The 19,311-nt window shown below is 35.3% G+C and carries 14 protein-coding genes; 2 read left to right on the forward strand and 12 right to left on the reverse strand.

Going from position 1 to position 19,311, the window contains the following annotated elements; translation table 11 throughout:
* Positions 1 to 303 precede the first annotated feature (303 nt).
* The 9 genes from DWB61_RS09280 to fbp all read right to left on the reverse strand — a co-directional run bounded on the left by DWB61_RS09280 (position 304) and on the right by fbp (position 13,019).
* Positions 304 to 882 carry a PhnA domain-containing protein gene (locus DWB61_RS09280; RefSeq protein ID WP_125030630.1) on the reverse strand — a complete coding sequence of 193 codons (579 nt, stop codon included), beginning with the start codon at positions 880 to 882 and terminating at the stop codon, positions 304 to 306.
* A gap of 70 nt (positions 883 to 952) precedes the next feature.
* Complete coding sequence (locus tag DWB61_RS09285; protein ID WP_125030631.1) at positions 953 to 1,318, reverse strand: cupin domain-containing protein; 366 nt, start codon at positions 1,316 to 1,318, stop codon at positions 953 to 955.
* 213 nt (positions 1,319 to 1,531) lie between these two features.
* Positions 1,532 to 3,655 (reverse strand): peptidylprolyl isomerase, encoded by a 2,124-nt coding sequence (locus DWB61_RS09290; protein ID WP_125030632.1) that lies wholly within the window; start codon positions 3,653 to 3,655, stop codon positions 1,532 to 1,534.
* A gap of 272 nt (positions 3,656 to 3,927) precedes the next feature.
* A complete protein-coding gene (locus DWB61_RS09295; RefSeq protein ID WP_125030633.1) occupies positions 3,928 to 5,187 on the reverse strand; it encodes a hemolysin family protein in 1,260 nt (419 codons plus the stop codon).
* A 356-nt stretch (positions 5,188 to 5,543) separates the two neighbouring features.
* Complete coding sequence (gene lptC, locus DWB61_RS09300; RefSeq protein ID WP_125030634.1) at positions 5,544 to 6,125, reverse strand: LPS export ABC transporter periplasmic protein LptC; 582 nt, start codon at positions 6,123 to 6,125, stop codon at positions 5,544 to 5,546.
* Between the two features lie 73 nt (positions 6,126 to 6,198).
* Positions 6,199 to 7,530 (reverse strand): tetratricopeptide repeat protein, encoded by a 1,332-nt coding sequence (locus DWB61_RS09305; protein WP_197091175.1) that lies wholly within the window; start codon positions 7,528 to 7,530, stop codon positions 6,199 to 6,201.
* 219 nt (positions 7,531 to 7,749) lie between these two features.
* Positions 7,750 to 8,478, reverse strand: a complete 729-nt coding sequence (locus DWB61_RS09310; protein WP_125030635.1) for a type III pantothenate kinase — start codon at positions 8,476 to 8,478, stop codon at positions 7,750 to 7,752.
* Positions 8,479 to 8,484: 6 nt separating this feature from the next.
* Entirely contained in the window at positions 8,485 to 11,844 is a 3,360-nt protein-coding gene (gene mfd / locus DWB61_RS09315; protein ID WP_125030636.1) for a transcription-repair coupling factor, read from the reverse strand.
* A gap of 152 nt (positions 11,845 to 11,996) precedes the next feature.
* Positions 11,997 to 13,019 (reverse strand): class 1 fructose-bisphosphatase, encoded by a 1,023-nt coding sequence (gene fbp / locus DWB61_RS09320; protein ID WP_125030637.1) that lies wholly within the window; start codon positions 13,017 to 13,019, stop codon positions 11,997 to 11,999.
* A gap of 211 nt (positions 13,020 to 13,230) precedes the next feature.
* Between fbp and DWB61_RS09325 the strand changes: the two genes are divergently transcribed.
* Both DWB61_RS09325 and DWB61_RS09330 read left to right on the forward strand, forming a co-directional pair.
* Positions 13,231 to 14,493, forward strand: coding sequence for an aspartate kinase (locus DWB61_RS09325; RefSeq protein ID WP_125030638.1), 1,263 nt, complete (start codon positions 13,231 to 13,233; stop codon positions 14,491 to 14,493).
* Positions 14,494 to 14,951: 458 nt separating this feature from the next.
* Complete coding sequence (locus DWB61_RS09330; RefSeq protein WP_125030639.1) at positions 14,952 to 15,275, forward strand: hypothetical protein; 324 nt, start codon at positions 14,952 to 14,954, stop codon at positions 15,273 to 15,275.
* A 371-nt stretch (positions 15,276 to 15,646) separates the two neighbouring features.
* Here DWB61_RS09330 and DWB61_RS09335 read toward each other — a convergent pair whose 3' ends face one another.
* From DWB61_RS09335 to DWB61_RS09345, 3 genes are all read right to left on the reverse strand, one after another.
* Positions 15,647 to 16,546, reverse strand: a complete 900-nt coding sequence (locus DWB61_RS09335) for an SPFH domain-containing protein (protein ID WP_125030640.1) — start codon at positions 16,544 to 16,546, stop codon at positions 15,647 to 15,649.
* 98 nt (positions 16,547 to 16,644) lie between these two features.
* The gene (locus tag DWB61_RS09340; RefSeq protein ID WP_125030641.1) at positions 16,645 to 17,241 is read right to left on the reverse strand and encodes a tyrosine-type recombinase/integrase; all 597 of its coding nucleotides are present in this window, start codon (positions 17,239 to 17,241) and stop codon (positions 16,645 to 16,647) included.
* A gap of 311 nt (positions 17,242 to 17,552) precedes the next feature.
* The gene (locus DWB61_RS09345; protein WP_125030642.1) at positions 17,553 to 19,307 is read right to left on the reverse strand and encodes a prenyltransferase/squalene oxidase repeat-containing protein; all 1,755 of its coding nucleotides are present in this window, start codon (positions 19,305 to 19,307) and stop codon (positions 17,553 to 17,555) included.
* Positions 19,308 to 19,311: the final 4 nt, after the last annotated feature.

Consider the following 19,311-nt stretch of genomic DNA (forward strand, 5'->3'; position numbering starts at 1 on the left):
TCGTGTCCTATCTGATTTACCCTATGGGATTACGGTTGAATTTTGGGCGTTCCCAATCTATGGCTCGGTTACCCTTCCCATTTGAGCCTTATATCAGATTTCTGTTCGTTAGAACATCGACTTTGCTGATGGCTTCCTTCAGATTTGTAGTCACCTACAACACCCTTGCCAATCGCTAGTACTTCCTATCAACTCGGCGTACACAGGAACTTACATCCTGCTAGTATATCACCATGCCCGACATACCAAAAAAGCGAGATGGTTTTACCATCTCGCCTTAAAATATATTTATATCAGAGAGCCTTAAGCCTTCTTCACATATTGTGTCAGAATCACAATCATCTGTCCGCTCACACGACCTTCGATTTGTTCAGCATTATCATGAACCAAAGAGATATTACGAACATGGGTACCACGCTTGGCTGTAAATCCACCACCTTTTACGTTTAAGTCTTTTATCAAGACAACTGAATCGCCAGCTTGTAAAACTGCACCATTGCTATCGATGTGTTTCACTTTATCGTCATCATCTTCTCCCTCACCTGTTGCCTGAGCCCAAGCCATTGTGTCTTCATCTAAATAAAGCATATCCAACAAGTCCTGTGGCCATCCTTCAGCTTTTAACCTATTCAACATACGCCATGCCATTACCTGAACCGCTGGCACCTCACTCCACATACTATCATTCAAACATCTCCAGTGGTTAGAATCTACTTTATCAGGATTTTCTAATTGCTCAGAACAGGTTGAACAAAGCAATAGGCACTTTTCACTACCCTCTTTGGCTGCTGGTGGCACTTCGTATACATTTAAATTATCAGTCGCACCACAAAGTTCGCAAACCGAACCACTTCTTGCCTGTAATTCCTTTAAAACACTCATATCCTAATTGTCTTTTAATTTTATTATTCTAATATACAATCCCCAAACGAGATAGTATCCTTTATTGAGCCTACACCGATTTTAATTGCTGATCAGTAGACTTTGTAATCTCTGACACAACATCTCCAGTATGAGCCGTCCCTTTATTCTCAATCAGCATTATCTGACATTCATCTGTTGAAGAAACACGATGATTGATGCCTCTTTTAATAATATAAATATCGCCGGTCTTCATCTCAAAACACTCTTCACCTTCAACTTCCATAAAAAGCGTACCCGATATAATATAAAAAAGCTCATCTTCATTGGTATGATTATGCCAGGGCACTTTATCACCTTTAATTTTAGCTACTTTCACATATACGTCATTTACTTCACCTATCACCTCAGGAGAGAAATAATCCTTTACATGACTTAAATATGCTTGTAAATTCATAGCAAGTAATTTTATTAAAGCTGTAATGTGATGAAAGCAATTAACTTAAAAACAAGCTTTAAATTAAGGCAAAAGTAACAAATCTATCGGAATTATTATTCGCAGATTTTAAACGCCATCTAAGGCTTTTATCAGAAAAAGCGAGATAGTTTCCCATCTCGCTTTTATATATTCTTAATATAAAGAGTAAAACCCCGATATTAAGCTTATCTACTAATAGAATTTGTAACGCTTATCATCAATATTTGCATTTTCTCTAAGAACTTGCATTGACTGATAGTTTGTACGATATTGGTAATTCTGATTCATACGTGACTTGAACACTTCAATAGCATCTTCGGTAAGTGCATCTTCTTTCACATCATTTACAAGAATCATATAAACACCTTGGTTTCCTTTAATAGGAGCCGAAATCTTACCTTTCTCAGTATTACTAGCATTAGCAATTACGTTAGGTTCGATACCTGCGCCAGGAATCTGGAATGACTGGAATGAAACATCTGCAGCATTCTTCACTTCTAAATTTTCTTTTTGAGCTATAGACAATAAAGACTGAGCACCAGCAGAATTTTTAGCCATAGAAGCGATTATCATATCAGCTTTCTTATTCTTTCTAACTTCTCTTTCGATAGATGCCTGAACATCATTTATAGAAGCAAATCCTTCTTCTTTGATATCAGAAAGAATAGCAACAACAAATTTTTCACCAAACTCGAATACTGCCGAATTATCATTATTCAAAAGAACAGATTCAATATTCTCAGTTTTATATGCAGCACGAACTAAATCTCTTGAATTTTCAAGACCGGGAATCAATTTTGTATCCTTCTTAAGATTTGCAACACGACGTGTTAAGTTTTGCTCAGAAATGGCTTTAAAGAAAGCATCTCGATCTTGATTCTCACCAGCAAATTTACGAGCCGCTGCATAAGCCGCCTGAAATGTTTTCTGACTAGCTTCAACCTTACGATCAAGAACAGCAACCTGAACTTTCTTAACTGCCTTGCTCAAGTCTACAACCTGAATAAGGTGAGCTCCAAATTGAGTAGTCACAATCTTAACTTCGTTTTTATTTGAAGAAAAAGCAGCATTATTGAACTCAGGAACCATACGCCCTTGAGTAAACCATCCTAGATCACCACCATTAACAGCAGAACCTTGATCATCAGAATTAGTTTTAGCCAATTCAGCAAAATTTGCACCCTTACTAATTAGTTGCTTCAAACTGTCAGCCTTTGCTTCAGCAGCTTTGAAATCACCATTAACTGGACGAATTAAAATATGACGAGCTTTCACCGAGTCAGCCATCATTTTAATATCAGAAATCTTAGCTAGTTTATAAGCATCTTTCTCATCGTAAGGACCGAACACATCACCTTTACTACCACCAAACATGAAAGCATCAAGCTCTTTGTTTGAATTTTCACCCTTAGCAAAGTAATAAGTATTAAGTTTTGTATCAGAATTTAACTCTAAGAATTGAGCTACATTTTCTTCAGCAGTGAAATCTGCTTTCATATCTGCAATCCATTTCTCAGTGTATTTGTAGTCATCAGTTGATGGCTCAATATTGAAAGGAACATAGTCAATTTTTCTTGACTCACCTTGCTTGAAAAGCTCTTTATTTTCTTTATAATAAGCCTTAATCTCTTCAGCAGTTACGTTAACCGTAGAATCAGAGATCGAATTATAACTTTTCACAACATAGTCGAAACTTACTTTCTTAGAACCGTTACCAGCCATGTTTTTGGCGTAAGCGGCAGGAATATAAAGACCTTTTGCAATCAAAGTATTGTACTTAACCAATGTTCTTTGTGCAATAAGTTGCTCCTCGATATTCAACCAATAAGCCTTTTGAGGTGTTCCGTCAGGAGCAGAAATCAATTGCTTAAGCGTTCTAACAACATTGTCTTTGTCGAATTGTCCATTCTCACCTGTAAACAACTGACGAATAGTTGGATCAATATTATTACCACTAACCATATCCCATAATTCCTGAGAAGTTAAGCTAATTCCTAGCTCATCATACTCACGATTCATTACGATCTCTTGAACCATTTGTTGCCAAACTTGCTCTTTAATCTTATCCATCTGATCAGAGGGAATTGAGCTTTGCCCACTCATTAATTTGGTCACTTCAAGATTGTGGTTGAATCTGTTTTGGAAATCGCGAATATTTACAGACTCCCCTGCAATTTCAGCCATCTCATTTCGTGAGTTTGTCAAAAGAGAACCACCCGATTTTAAGGCATCACCGGCTATAAATGCCAACAAGGCTCCACCAATAATAATTCCTATAAAAACTCCGCGGTTTCTTATTTTCTGTAATGTTGCCATCTAAAAAGATTTAATTATTCTTAAAATAGGCTACGAATATACAAAAAAATGAACAAGAACAAGGCTTTTCTCAAAAGAGGTTTTAGGCTTTTTATAGATAAATATCGAACCAACTAAATATTAGTAAATAAGAAGACAAATCAAAGTAGTATTATTCTAATAATGAATAAGAAAATCTCAATATTAAGATAACATTATGACAAAAGACCAGGTATCATTATCCTAATTTCAATGGCTCGAAACCAGATTTAGATCTAAAAAAATATAATGAATTATGAGATCAGGGTGAGTTTTACTTTACTAATACGTGTATTGGAAACTTCAATAATTTGAATTTTAAATCCTTCAATTCGGATAATTTCATTAACACTTGGAATACTTTCATGATTAAATATGATAAAGCCATTCAAAGTTTCAAAATCATCTGACTCTGGCAGCTCTAGTCTATACTTATCATTCAAATAGTCAATCTCAATTCTACCAGAAAAAATAAATTCAGTTTCACTCAACTGTTCTTCAACCAGATCGATACTATCATGCTCATCTTCAATTTCACCGAATATTTCCTCCATAATATCCTCAATAGTCACCATGCCAGATGTTCCTCCAAATTCATCAACAACAATAGCCACGCTTTTTTGTTCACGGGTAAATAGCTTCAATAATTTATGAGCAGCCATCGTTTCTGGTACAATTAAAACACGACTTAATGCTGCTTTTATACTCTGTGGATTTCTAAAAAGGACTGATGAATGCACATACCCAATGATATTATCGATAGATTCTTTATATATCATGATACGAGAATATCCTGTTTCAATAAATCGCTGTGTCAATTCTTGGATTTCACCACCAATCTCCATCGCTTCAATTTCTGTTCGAGGCACAAAACACTCACGCAATTTCACGTTAGAGAAATCCAATGCATTTCTGAAAAGCTTCATATTATGTTCCTCATCTTCCATTACTGTCTGCCTATCCTGTCCCTCCTGAACCAAATGATCTAAATCAACTTTACCAAAAGCACGAGACTCTGCCTCTTCTGTAATATCAGTATTTAAGACTCGACTAATTATGCTCTTAGAAAACATCATTATTACCACTGTAACTGGATAAAAAATGACATAAAAAAACATGACTGGCACCGCAAAAAAGTTCAGAGAGAAGTTGGGATTTAATCTGAAAAGTGTTTTTGGTAAAAACTCGGCTGTAAAAAGAATCAAGAAGGTAGAGAAAAGGGTCTGTAACGTCATTATAAACAACTCTGATTCGACCCACAAGGCTATCGTTGGTTCAAGAATTTTTGCCATCATGATACCATAAACAACCAAGGCGATATTATTCCCTACCAACATAGTAGAAATATAATGACTCGGATGACTCGTAAAAACATTGATGATCCGGGAGGTCACCGTATTCTTACTCCTATCAAGTTCCATTCTCAACTTATTGGCAGCAATAAAAGCAATTTCCATACCAGAGAAAAATGCAGAAAGAGCCAACATGGCTAGAATAATAAAGAGGTTGTTCATTATTTTCTATCTTGATTTATGGCTTCTCTCGTTTTTCGTAGATATCGGCGAGATCCATACATTAAACATGCAAGCATTGTAACAACATACAACATGATATTTTCTTTAAACCCAAAATTGTAGGTTCTAACAATAGCAAACAGGATACTAAAAATAGCAACAAGTAACCAGATAATTTCTAGAAGGAAAGGCATTTTTTTTTTCATCTTTTATTTTAAACTTTAAGATACTCGTTTATCTACCCTGCGAAAGTACATTTAAAGATGGAGATTTTGATCTAAAATAAAAACCTCTGAAAAAAAAAAAATTACTTACATCTTATCTGTAAGTAATTTTATAAAGCTCAGTTGAAGCTCCTATTTTTTTAAGTTCTTGTCTTCGAGAAAAACTTCACCGCTAACTCGACTCAATAATATTTGATTTAATTTGTCATCGGCAGTAAAACTATCTCCTTCTATCATTTGACCATCCTCTTCGGTAATTCGAACATATTGGTCAGAATAAATTGTTTGCTTTTTCTGATCCCAATACATAAGTTCACTGTTTATGGTTTTGCCATCATCACTAACAGCAACAACATCATTTCGAAGTTCCCACAGCTGTTCATCATCCATGAATTTCGCATAATTAGATTTGATATTCCAAGCTTGAGAACCATCTTCATTATATGAAATTACATTACCTCCTTTAGGAAATTCTTTATAAACTTCTTCTTCTGTTTTGATCTCCAAAAATTCAATAGCATATGCCTTATACTGAATTCGAGTTGAATCGGTAAAAGTGAATTCTACATTTTCACCATAAATTTCGGGTCGAGTTTCTTCAGCTGTTATACTTTCAACTTCTTTAATACTGTTTTCACAAGACAAAAGCATTGTCGCCCCCAATAGGGCAACAATGCTTTTATATATAAGTTCTATTTGAATCTTTTTTTTCATGTGTCTATAATTTCATGTCTCTTGCCACATGGAAGTTGCCATTGAAATTTATTTCACGGCACATTTCAACAAATTACTCGTTTAGTCTGATTTTTGTTGTTTCATTAATCCAAGAACCGATTTTGTAAGTTTCTCCTTCTTTAAGACCTTGCATAAATGCTTCTTCTTTAGCTGGGAAATACTTTGAATAAGTCTGAATCAATTTATTCGCTTCAACAGCACATTCAGGATCAACGCTTTTCGCTTTCATAAACTTATCTACAGCTACCCAGTATAAAGCTTGCTTCTCGTGCAATTTACCAGGAAAATCTTTACTAGCAGCAGCATAACACTTACCAATTAGCAGGTATGCATTACCCAAATTTGGTTTATTTTTAATAGCATCTAAAGCATTCTTTTTAGAATCAACTAAGTTGTTTTCCATAAGAAGGATACTTCCCAATTTAAAATGAAGATCTGCTTTAACTTCAGCATCCCCTTCTAATTCAATTGACTTCTGAATATATTCCTTACTCTTAGAGAATTGCTTTTTCTTAATAAACATTTTAGCTAAGTCATGAGCTGCATCAGCACTTGGCTCAAGTCTGTATTTTTGCTCAGCTACTTTTGCATATAAGGCACCATCTTCACACTCCTGACGGTTCAACATCTTCATAATCTTGTCGATCAAAACCATATCCTTAGGATTAGCTTCAAACTTAGGAGTGAAAATACTACTTAAAGTTTCACAGTCAGCTACACCAGCAGCAAAGAAATCATTCTCAACATTAACAATAGCTCCTTTTATATTTTCAGCCTTCTTAGGATACTTCTCAATTTGAGCTTTCAAAAGATCCATGAATGCTAAGTAATCATCGATTACTAGATCAGGAGCTAATTCACCAGCCATCACTAAAAGCTTGCCAGCTTCCATTGTTTTATTAACAACTGCAGCTTCAGTATCTAAACCACCCATTGCAATTGACTTCTTCATAATATTATAAGCTTCTTTAATTGAAGCCATATTATTCTTATTGAAAGCAAATAAGTCACCACCTTTACGTCCTAGAATCCATGCTTCATTGTACGTTTTGTGAACTCCAAAATATTTAATTCTCTGATCGTAAACCATCATCAGAGTATCAATATATTTTTTATCCTTAGTTGCATAGTACATGCCACGCATGATATCCACACCCTTTGAATAAGTTGATCTTTGAAATTTAGGTGCATTATTAAAAATATATCTCCAACTAGGAAGAGCTTCTTTATAATTTTTTTGCTTTACCATCTCACCATAAAGAGAGGCACTCAAAATTGTTTTTGCACTATCTACTCCATACTTCGACTCTTTGGTCTGGGCGTTTACCCCGAACATTGTCGAAAGTAATAAGAGAGCTGTTAGGATTGTAAGTCTAGTTTTCATGATATTTTATATCTAGTTAGTTATTGTGTCAAAAAATACTTTAATGATTTTAAATATAATTAATCCCATGGCAAAGCATATACCATTTTCAATATCTAATAGTTAAAAAAACTTAACAGAAGATAGTATCACTGGCAGCCTAGAGATCTCAAAATTCTGACAAGTGCAAAACTATAAATAAATTAACAAGCTGCAAAACCTTATCGAATAATCTCGATATTAGGAATTATTATAATTAAGAATAGAATTTAATCCACTCAATAAAAGCTCATTACTTAAAAAAACCTTATTATTCAATTTCGAAGATATAAAATTCGAATCGCCTCCTGTTAGAAAGATTCTGGCATCAGGGTATTTTTCTTTTAGCTGATTGATATAAGTATCTATTTCAAAAAGCATACTATTCTGAACCCCAGAGGTAATTGCTTGTATTGTATTCTTCCCTATTAAATCAAAAGAATCAGATTTTTCGAGCAAGGGTAATTTCTTGGTAAATGTGTTAAGTGCTTTAAATCTCATACTTAAGCCTGGAGAAATTGTTCCTCCTAAATATTGATTTTCGGCACTAACAAAATCGAAAGTCATTGCAGTACCTGCATCAATTACTAGGAGATTTACATGAGGGCATATTGCATTAGCCCCCACGCAAGCGGCTAAGCGATCATACCCCAGAGTTTCTTTTGATTCATAAAGGTTCTCCAAAGGGGTTGGTGTATTCTGATCGAAAAAAATCAATCGAGAAAATTTGGATCTCAAAATATAGAGGAAGTCATTAGGCTTCCCCTGTACTGATGATACAATGGCCGCACTCAATCTTGCATATTTATTTTGCCATTCTTCAATCAAAGCAACATCCTGAAATTGAGACACACAAAATTCAAGCATCTCTTCATTATCAAAGAGTGCATATTTTGTTTGCGTGTTTCCTATATCAATAATTAAATTCATATCTTCTTACAAAGTTACTGGTTCTGAAAATGTGGACAAAACCTCCGTTGCATGTTTAATGCTTCTTACGTTCTCAAAACTCAAACTTAACCTATGTTTCGCCTCCTTCATTTTACAAGGCAAAGCTTGTGATTGCACAAAAGCAAGTACTTTTGAAAACTGTGGAGACTGATAATAGGCCGACTGATGGTCGTTCACGAAATATAGCACCATTTTTTTCGATTTAAGAATCAACTTCTCAATACCCAAATCCAGAGCAAACCATCTTAATCGAACAACATTAAGCAACTCAATAGATGCTTCGGGTATTTCACCAAACCTATCTTTTAGTTGAATCGCAAAAGTTTCAATTTCTTCTTCGCTTTGAATATTATCTAACTCACGATACAAACGAATACGCTCAGATATGCTTTCTATATATGACTCAGGGAATAGAATTTCCAAATCAGTATCAATCTGACAATCTGCAATAAAACGCTTTATTTCACCGACTTCTTGAGCTTTTTCTTCTTCAAATACATCTTTAAACTCCGTTTCCTTAAGCTCCAGGATAGCCTCATTAAGAATTCGCTGATAAGTTTCGTAACCAATATCAGAGATAAAACCACTTTGTTCTCCACCCAAAAGATTACCAGCTCCACGAATATCCAAATCTTGCATCGCAATATTAAAACCACTTCCCAGCTCAGAAAAACTCTCAATAGCACTCAAGCGTTGACGAGCTTCCTGAGTCATTGACCCCATTGGTGGAGTCAGCAAATAACAGAACGCTTTTTTATTTGATCGACCCACTCGACCACGCAACTGGTGCAATTCACTCAATCCAAAATTCTGTCCATTATTAATGATAATGGTATTTGCATTTGGGATATCAAGACCCGATTCGATAATGGTCGTCGCAATTAATACATCGTAATCACCTCGAATAAACTCAAGCATAATCTTTTCCAATTTCGGACCATCCATTTGCCCATGAGCTACAATGGTTGAAATACCCGGAACCACGCGATGCAACATCGCTTCCACCTCATGAATATTCTGAACCCTGTTATGAATAAAAAAGACTTGACCATTTCGTTCAACCTCGTAAGTAATGGCTTCTCGAATGATATCTTCGTTAAAATTATGAATTTCAGTGGCAATAGGGTAGCGATTTGGAGGAGGCGTATTAATAATAGATAAATCACGAGCTCCCATCAGTGAAAACTGAAGCGTACGCGGAATAGGCGTAGCCGTTAAAGTTAAAGTATCCACATTAACTTTCATTTGCTTCAACTTCTCTTTTACTGAAACGCCAAACTTCTGCTCCTCATCAACGACTAATAAACCCATATCCTTAAACTGAATATCTTTACCAATAATTCGATGTGTTCCAATTAAAATATCAATTTTACCTGTCTTTAAATCTTTAAGAATCTCTTTCTGATCCTTAGGTTTTCTCATTCGAGAGATATAATCAATTCGACAAGGAAAATCCTTCAATCGATCGCTAAAAGTTTTAAAGTGTTGAAATGCAAGAATGGTTGTTGGCACAAGAATAGCAACCTGCTTATTATCGGCAACCGCTTTGAATGCAGCCCGTATCGCAATCTCAGTTTTCCCAAAACCAACATCCCCACAAACCAATCTATCCATAGGGAAAGGCGATTCCATTCCTTCTTTCACCGATTGAGTTGCCTTAACCTGATCTGGAGTATCCTCATATATAAAAGAAGCCTCGAGCTCCTGCTGCATATAACTGTCAGGACTAAACTGGAATCCTTGTTCTGCTTTCCGTTTTGAATAAAGTAGAATCAGATCCTTAGCAATGTCCTTAATCTTAGTCTTGGTTTTATCTTTCAGCTTTTGCCAGGCACCTGTTCCCAGTTTATAGATTTTGGGAGCACTACCATCTTTGCCTTTATACTTTGATATTTTATGCAAAGAATGGAGACTTACAAAAAGAATATCATCATCCTTATACACTAAGCGAATAACTTCCTGTGATTTCCCATTTGTTTCGATACGCTGCAAACCACCAAAACGGCCAATACCATGATCGGAATGCACTATAAAATCGCCTGGATGAAGTCGATTTATTTCTTTTAAGGTAACTGTTTCTTTGGCTTTATGAACCGTTGCATTTTTTAATTTGAACTTATGATGTCTGTCAAAAATTTGATGATCGGTATAACAAGCTATCCTAAGATCAGAATCTGAAAAACCCTGATGTAAAGTTCGATTCACGTCAGTAAAAATGACTTCAATACCTTTATCCTCAAAAATATTGTGAATACGTTCTATCTGTTTTGGATTATCAGAAAAGATATAATTCTCAAAAGCTTTGGCATTATTATTTAATAACTCTTGACCCAGCAAATCAAAATTCTTATTGAAAGCTGGCTGTGGGCTTTGGTTGAATTGAATCATGTTTTCGGCTGGAAAATAAAACTTCTGCCCGAATTCCAAACCCTTAAAAGCATTAACCTGATCAATAAAATCAGCCCCTTGAATTAAATAATCTTGAGCGGCAACTCTATCCTCACCAAACTCAATATAAGCTTTCTTTTCAATTGTCTTTGCAAAAATCGAATTGATTCTGTCTGCGATAAAGGCAACATTCTTAATCCAGCAAATAGAATTCTTAGGTAAGAATTTGAAAAAAGAAATTCGAGCCTCATCATTCAAATTCTCTTGAATATTAGGAATGATATCAACCGTCTTCATCTTGTCTTTTGATAACTGATTCTCGACATCGAACAAGCGAATTGAATCCACTTCCTCTCCAAAAAAGTCAATACGATATGGGTATTCATCCGAAAAAGAGAAAATATCGATAATCGAACCACGGATGGAATATTGCCCTGGTTCAACGACAAAGTCGGCTCTCTCAAATTTGTAATCAACTAATACCTCTTCGATAAACTCAGGAGACAATCTCTCTCCAACTGAAATCTTCAGTGTATTTTCCTCCAACTGTTCCTGACTAATCACCTTTTCAGCTATAGCCTCAGGGAAAGTCACAATATAACTTGGATACTGATTAGAAAGCAGACGATTTAAAACCTCAGCACGAAGAATTACATTCGAATTATCAGTCGTTTCGTATTGAGCCGATCGCTTAAAGGATGATGGAAAGTATAAAACTTGTTTATCATCAATCAGAGTACACAGATCATTGTAGAAATAAGCTGCCTCTTCTTTATCGTTCAAAACAAAGACTTGAGCTCTATTATCATTAGGTAACGAAGCTGCTAAAACTGCCAAGAATGAACCTTGCAAGCCCTTTATATGAACCTTATTTTGAGATTCCTGTTCTAAAAATTTCTGGATAGTATAACGAGCGGGATGCTCATTAAATAAGTTGATAATCTGATTTAATTCCAATGTTTCTCCTTTTTTGTAATGCTCACAAATTTAAGGAAATTGTTTGGGAATAGATAATTGTATCAAATTATAGCATAAGCCAGTTAACCTCACAAAAAAAAGCAGAGCTGTAAATTTGCTCTGCTTTCTCTATTTTTTCAATCTAAAAAGTATTAGATATTATTAAAAAAGTCTAAAAAATCTTCAGCCTTCTTCACCATATTAAGAGATCCTGTATAAAAAGGAACACGCTGATGAATAGACTCAGGCTTGATCTTTAAAATACGACCAGTCCCATCTGTTGCTTTACCACCCGCCTGTTCAGCAATAAATGCAATAGGATTGCATTCATAAAGCAAACGCAACTTTCCGTTACTATTTTTGCTGGTATTAGGGTAGATAAAGATCCCACCCTTCAATAAGTTTCTGTGAAAATCGGCTACTAAGGATCCAATGTATCGAGATGTATAAGGACGATTCGTCTTTGTATCATCTTCCTGACAGTACTTAATGTACTTTTTTACACCTGCAGGAAGATTAATATAATTCCCTTCGTTAATGGAATAGATGTTTCCATTTTTAGGCGTCTTGATATTAGGATGCGAAAGACAGAATTCGCCAATTGAAGGATCAAGCGTAAATCCATTTACACCATTACCTGTTGTATAAACAAGCATAGTCGATGATCCATAAATCACATATCCTGCTGCAACCTGCTTGGTTCCTTCTTGCAAGAAATCTTCTTTTGTTGGCAATTCTCCTTTTTTACTTACTCGAAGGTAGATGGAAAAGATTGTTCCTATCGAAACATTCACGTCAATATTTGATGAACCATCAAGAGGATCCATACAAAAAACGTACTTGGCGTTACGTCCCATTTCATCATCAAAAATGATAATTTCTTCATTTTCTTCAGAAGCAATTGCAGCACATTCACCACTTGCTCTCATTGCATTTATGAAATGATTATCTGCAAAAACATCTAATTTCTGTTGGTCCTCACCCTGTACATTTTGATCTCCATGGGCGCCTAAAACATCAACTAAACCTGCTTTATTTACGGCACGGTTAACAATTTTAGATGCAATCCCAAGGTGATGTAGCAAACGTGATAATTCTCCTGAAGCGTTAGGATAATCAGCCTGACGCTGAATAATGAATTGATTCAGAGTTTGAACGTTATTGTGTTCAGTCATTTTTTTTGGCTTTTGGTTTGGTCTTGTTTGGTGCCATAAAGTTAATTTATTTTATTAAACCTCCTAAAGCTTATTTCAAACGTGTGCGACGAAGATTTCTGTTAAAAAAACACAAGATGAGTTTCCCTCTGCAGTTTATTTACTACTTTCATATATCGATAATCTTTATGATTATCGTTTTTTTTTATTTTAAGATTTAATAAGGATAAGAATGGATGTTTTTAAATTCGGGGGAGCCTCGGTAAACTCGGCAGAAGGTGTTCAAAATTTCTTTAAGATTGTACAATCGTATAAGAACGAGAGCCTAATTGTTGTTTCAGCCATGGGGAAAACCACCAATGCTCTGGAACAAATCGCAGATAATTTCTTTCACAAGAAAAATGATTTGGTTCAAAAGCAATTTGAAGAAGTAAAGGCCTATCATTTCGATATAATAAAAGCTTTGTTCTCAAAAGAGAACACATTATCTGTCGCAAAAATTGATGTTTTATTCAATGATCTAAATGCCTATCTTCAAAAACCGGCATCACTAAATTATGAGTTTGAATACGATCAGATTGTAGCCTATGGAGAACTTTTATCGACTACAATTATATCTGAATACCTACGACAAAAAGGTGTGAAAAACCAATGGGTTGATATCCGAAGATATTTGAAAACGAACGATACTTTTGGAGAGGCAAAAGTTGATTGGGAGCTATCAAGACAATTAATCCCTACTGCTTTTACTTTTCAAGATACCTTTATTTATATTACTCAAGGTTTTATTGGAGGAACCAGTTCCAATCTAACGACAACTTTAGGCCGGGAGGGTTCAGATTATACAGCTGCAATTCTTGCTAATATTCTAGATGCTCGCGAAGTTTCTATTCTCAAAGATGTTCCTGGAGTGATGAATGCTGATCCCAAATGGTTACCTGATGCAAAACAGCTTAAACGTATCTCGTATCAGGAAGCTATTGAACTTGCTTTTTTCGGAGCTAAGGTTATTCACCCAAAAACAATTCAGCCCATTCGAGAAAAGAACATACCCATGCATGTCCGTTCTTTCATCAACTTCTTTGATCAAGGAACACTTGTAAGTGAAGCTTCAATTGAAAAGTCTGCTAAAATTCCAATTTTCATTCAGAAAAAAGATCAAAGATTGATCTCGATTCGTCCAAAAGATTATTCCTTTGTTATTGAGGAAAACCTAGGTCCGATTTTTTCAATGATAGCTAAACATCGTTTAAAAGTAAACTTGACTCAGAACTCAGCCATTAGTTTCTCACTGTGCGTTGATAACAGTAAGAATATCGACAAGCTGATTGAATCGTTGAAGGAAAATTACGAAGTTAGATATAATGATAATTTGGAATTGATCACCATTCGTCATTACGATAGCGATTCGATAAATCAAATGACAGAAGGGCGCAACATACTACTGGAACAGAAAAGCAGAGATACGGCTCAATATGTACTCGAGTGCAACTAAGACCAAATTAACATCAAAACTGCCCTTTTGTAAGCCGATATTTTCCCAAGGGAAAAACAATTCATACGAAGAAGTACTTAGGACGCTTATCAAATATGATTTTTTTTGATTAAAACGAATCGCATTTTCAAGTCATTAAAATTCCGCTCTTTTTTTTAAAAGTAGAGGTAGGAAATTTTGCTTGACGTAATGGTTCTAGCAACATGCTTTTGTATGCAGATACTTTGTATTTTTTCCAAGGCTTATAGTCTTAGGTATTCATTAGATCTTGTTTACAAACTTATTTTCATAAATTTGCACTGTTTATAATAAGGTGTTGCTATGCCACTTATTTGATGGTACTAGAGCATCATTTAGTTCGACATATTAATAAGTTGTGCGAAACGACCCATGGAAAAATAATCGAATGATATTACTAAACTACATTTAGCTACTTATTTTAATACATTACACAGAGTATGACAAAATTATCATCAAGACCATCAACAGAAGCGAAAGCGCTTTCACTTTTTTTAATGGCTTATAAAACGATAGACCCAATCTACAAGGAAAAATCTAAACGTATTAATAAACGCTGGAGCATGGTGTTATCAGATGAAATAAGCAGAGCTGAGTATAATGAAGAGGTGCTTGAAATGTTAACATCTTATGGTGGTTATGCAGAAGTTGTAGAAAAAACAGTTAGATTTTATATTGAAAAAACCGGCGAATGGCAATTACAAGGTGATGACAAATATTGCCGAGACGCTAAGGTAATTGCTGATAAAATCTTGAAAAAGTAGAAAGACTAAAAGCAAGTCTTGCCTTTTAGAACATATGGCCCATTCTCCACAAAAGAGTTTGGGCTTTTTTTATGTCCTTCTATTTAATTCACAGGCTCCCCTGCGTTTTATCTGAGTCTTTCCAAAAACTTAGGGAAGTACCCTCAATCAGTGATTTGCCATTTCCTCATATCTGCAAATCTCCAATCGTGTAACAATTAGGTCAACTAGATTTCGCTGGTATCACGTTCCTTAGAAGCTAAATTCAAAACCAGACGATACAAACAAAACTAATCGTACAGGAGCAACTCCAACATATATCTCTGAAAATGCTCTCTCACAATTTAGCAAGAGGGCATTATTTTTAATAATATCTATTTATGATTCTAGCTTTAATTTTTCTGATGATTAGAAACAATATCTGCCCCAACCATAGCCTCCATCACTTGTCCTTTTATGCCAATATCAGAGGTCATGAAAATGACATTTTTATTCTTCTCCCCCATGCTGATTAGCGTATCCTGATCAATAAGTTTCATTACTAACTCAGTAGCATCTTTAATTTGCATATTAGTACCAACCGTTAAATCTTTAATCGCCTTTTCACGCCCTTTTAAAACAGCCATTTGTTGTAATGCTACACCTTCACCTTGTAATTTTTTACTTTCTTTTTCAGCTTCAGCCGCTTTGATAATTAAGATTTTATCAGCTTCACCTTTTTCTTCAGCAGCTTGTCTAAGTCTTTTCTGCTCATTAATGGCATTCATGGCACCTACAACTTTAGCGTCAGGTAAAATATCTACGACTAAAGTTTTTTTGATATCAAATCCGTAATTGGATAATAAAGAGTTAAGACCTTCCATTACTGTGTTGGCAATATGGTCTTTATTTTCGTAAACCATATCCAATTCCATCTTGGGCACTTCAGCTCTAACAGCGTCAAAAACAAAGGATTCAATCTGCGAAGTAGAGTCTGCAAGCTCGTAAAAAGAATTCTGAATACTCTCCATATCAGCCTTAATAAGGTACTGAATAGCCACTTCAATTTTCAAAGTCACTTTATCTTGAGTAATGGTTTCTACAGGAACACGTAGTTCTTGAATTTGTAAATTCTGAATCCCTGCAACCTGATCGATAAGTGGAATTCTAAAACTGATACCCGCTCGACGTACAGAATGAAACTTGCCTAAGCGTTGCATAATTTTAGCCTCCTTCTGGTTGACAATAATCATCGATAAGAAGAAAAATAATATTGCGATTACGATAAAGATAATGATTAATACAGTTTCCATTTTAAAGTTTTATAAATTGATTAATAATTAGGTTTATTTTTACTATAAAATTATATTGGGTTAATAATTGCACATATTTTCAATACTTCATTGTCATATTAAAAATCCATATCCATAGAAAAAGCGTTATAATTGTCCTTATCCTCTGAATCATTTGAGTAGCCTAAAAATTGGGCCGTAATGGTCCAGGAGCCATGCCCTAGTATTTTTGATATCCACCTTTTAGCTTCGCTTGTAAAATCTTTCAATTCTAAATATTTAATACAAAAAGTTTTTAAAAAACTATCGGACGAAAGATTCTGATAAGGTATTTCATACTTTGTAAAAAGCAATTTGACTTGCTTATTGACATATTGTGAGGACAAAACCTGCTTGCCACTGTTGTTTAAAAATATATATTGATCCAGCTCTGCAGACCCCAATTTGATATAAATCCTACGAATGAGATTTCGAATATCATCTACGATAAAGATGGTCCTGACCTTGCTTTTATCTTTTATTTCGAAAGATTCCTTATTAAGGACATCCTCCCAACGAAGAGTTAATATGCTCTTTAATCTAAGACCAAAAAAACATCCAAAAGCAACAATTAGAGCTATTTTGTATTTCTTATCCAATTCTAGCTTTTGAATAGTAATTGGAATGTATCTCCAATCAATATGTTCAGATTTTGATATATCTCCTTTTAGTGTCATCCTCTCTTCTTACTTGTAATTCCTTATGTGAAGTTAAATAAATAGTTTCAATAAACAAATATTTATATCAAAAGTGAAACTTTTTCTTTTATTTTACACTCATCTAAAAACCAATTTAAGCTTGGGATATCATGTACCGAATTCTATGCCTAAGCCATATTCGCATAATGACAAAATTTACAGAAATTTTGATAGTTATGAAAATCCTTTAATTTATGTGATTTTCTTCTGCTTTTTGTGTAAGGCTATATCAGGACGAGACAGTAAAAAAGAAAAAGGGAAAAGACTTAAACATCTTTTCCCTTTTTTCTTTACTCCAACTCCTTAAGTGCTGCACAAGCAAACACCAAAGGGTACATATCTTCGTAATACCAAAGCGAGGCAAAATAAAGCCCGATTGGTGTCGCTTTAATGTCGTCCAGATTTTCTGGAATAATCTTCATTAAACAGTCAGCTGCACGATTAGCCAAACTTGTCTTACCACAAGCTGCCATGGCTCTAAGTGCCAAAGAGGTTTCCTCTATACTTGGTGGCAAATCTTTATCAGCCCCCCATCCTCCATGGTGATGTTGAACCATAGCTAAAAAGCGAATGGCTTTCTCCATCATAGAATTTAGTCCTGAGTAGCCAGCCTTTTTAAGATCTGAAAGACTATATAGAACGATAGAAGTTCCATAAACAGGGTTTTGATGATGTTCGGCCAGTTCGTTTCCAAACCAAAGCGGTGCAAACGATCCATCGCGATACTGCGCTTTGCCTAAATAGGCAATCGCTTTCTTTATTCTTTTATCAATTTTCTTTTGGAACTTTTTATCAAATCGTTCTTTCCAAACAACAAATGATTTAATCGCATGAGCCGTGATATCGGGACATGAGCTATCGAAAGGTAATTTCCCCCAACCCTTACAAAAGGTTGGGAATCCACCATCGCTATTTTGCATGCCCATCAGCCAGTGGATGCCATTTTTCACAACATCCAAAGAAATATCCTCATCTTTATTGAGGTGATGCAAAGCTATTAAGGCCCCCGATGTATCATCAGTATCTGGTACACCACCTTGTAGATTCGTCCAGGCCCAACCACCAGGTTTGATTTTGGTAAACGGATGAACCACTTTATATTGTTGTTCTATTAGGTTTATTTTGATTTCAGCCTTATTATCCAGTTTTGCCAAAGATTCCGAACTCAAAGCATTCAGAGACAAACTACTTACCCATGTGGATAGATTCGTATCGATTGGCCAACTCCCATCTTCTCGAATAGACTGAGCTAAAAATTGACTTGCTTTATCACAAACTTCAAGCTCGTGATAATTCGCCTTAACCAGACTCATTAAAACAAAAGCTGTTAGGGGTGTTGCCTCTAAAAAGCCACCATTATCAGGCTGTTTTGCCTTAAGCACATTTAAAACTCTTTTTCTACAAGCGGCTCTAACAATTCGACGAAAAACACCCTTATTCGAATTCTGACTTTTAACTAAGCCAATAGCAATTAGAGCTGGAATGGCATAACTCACCACGGAGAGGTTAAGCCATCGAAACAGGCGATTTGGAAAAATAGCCAGATGATAAGGCAGTTGAGGAACCAATTTCCATCCTTTCTCACCCAATCGTCCAGAAATGGCACACATGGCCAATATAGGAACGGAAAAAGTTTGATCGCTTTTATAATGGTCTAATATGGCTTCACTAATTGCTTCAGGGTCCAAGCTTCCCACTCGTCTTTTCAACCAGATTTCAGCATCCTGAATGGGTTCTTGAAAGCCCTTTTCTCCATTAACTATAGAAAAAGTAGCCCATGTCAAAAGTGTTGTACTTAAATTACTCTGACTTCTAATGGTATCACCCCAGCCACCGTCTGGATTTCTATTAGCTATAAGCCACGAAAGCCCTTGATCAATTTCGCTCCTATATTTTTCTTTATCGAATTGACACAAAGCAAAAACAGCAAGAGCTGTTGACAAAGCACTACTCGACAAACGTCCAGTCCACATGCCCTTTTCGTTTCTCAACGAAAGGATTTTTTGCTCTAAGCTCTGAAAAAGTTGTTTCCTCTTTTCGTCCATAAAT

The organism is Ancylomarina euxina (genome assembly GCF_003863355.1).
Classification (GTDB): Bacteria; Bacteroidota; Bacteroidia; order Bacteroidales; family Marinifilaceae; genus Ancylomarina; species Ancylomarina euxinus.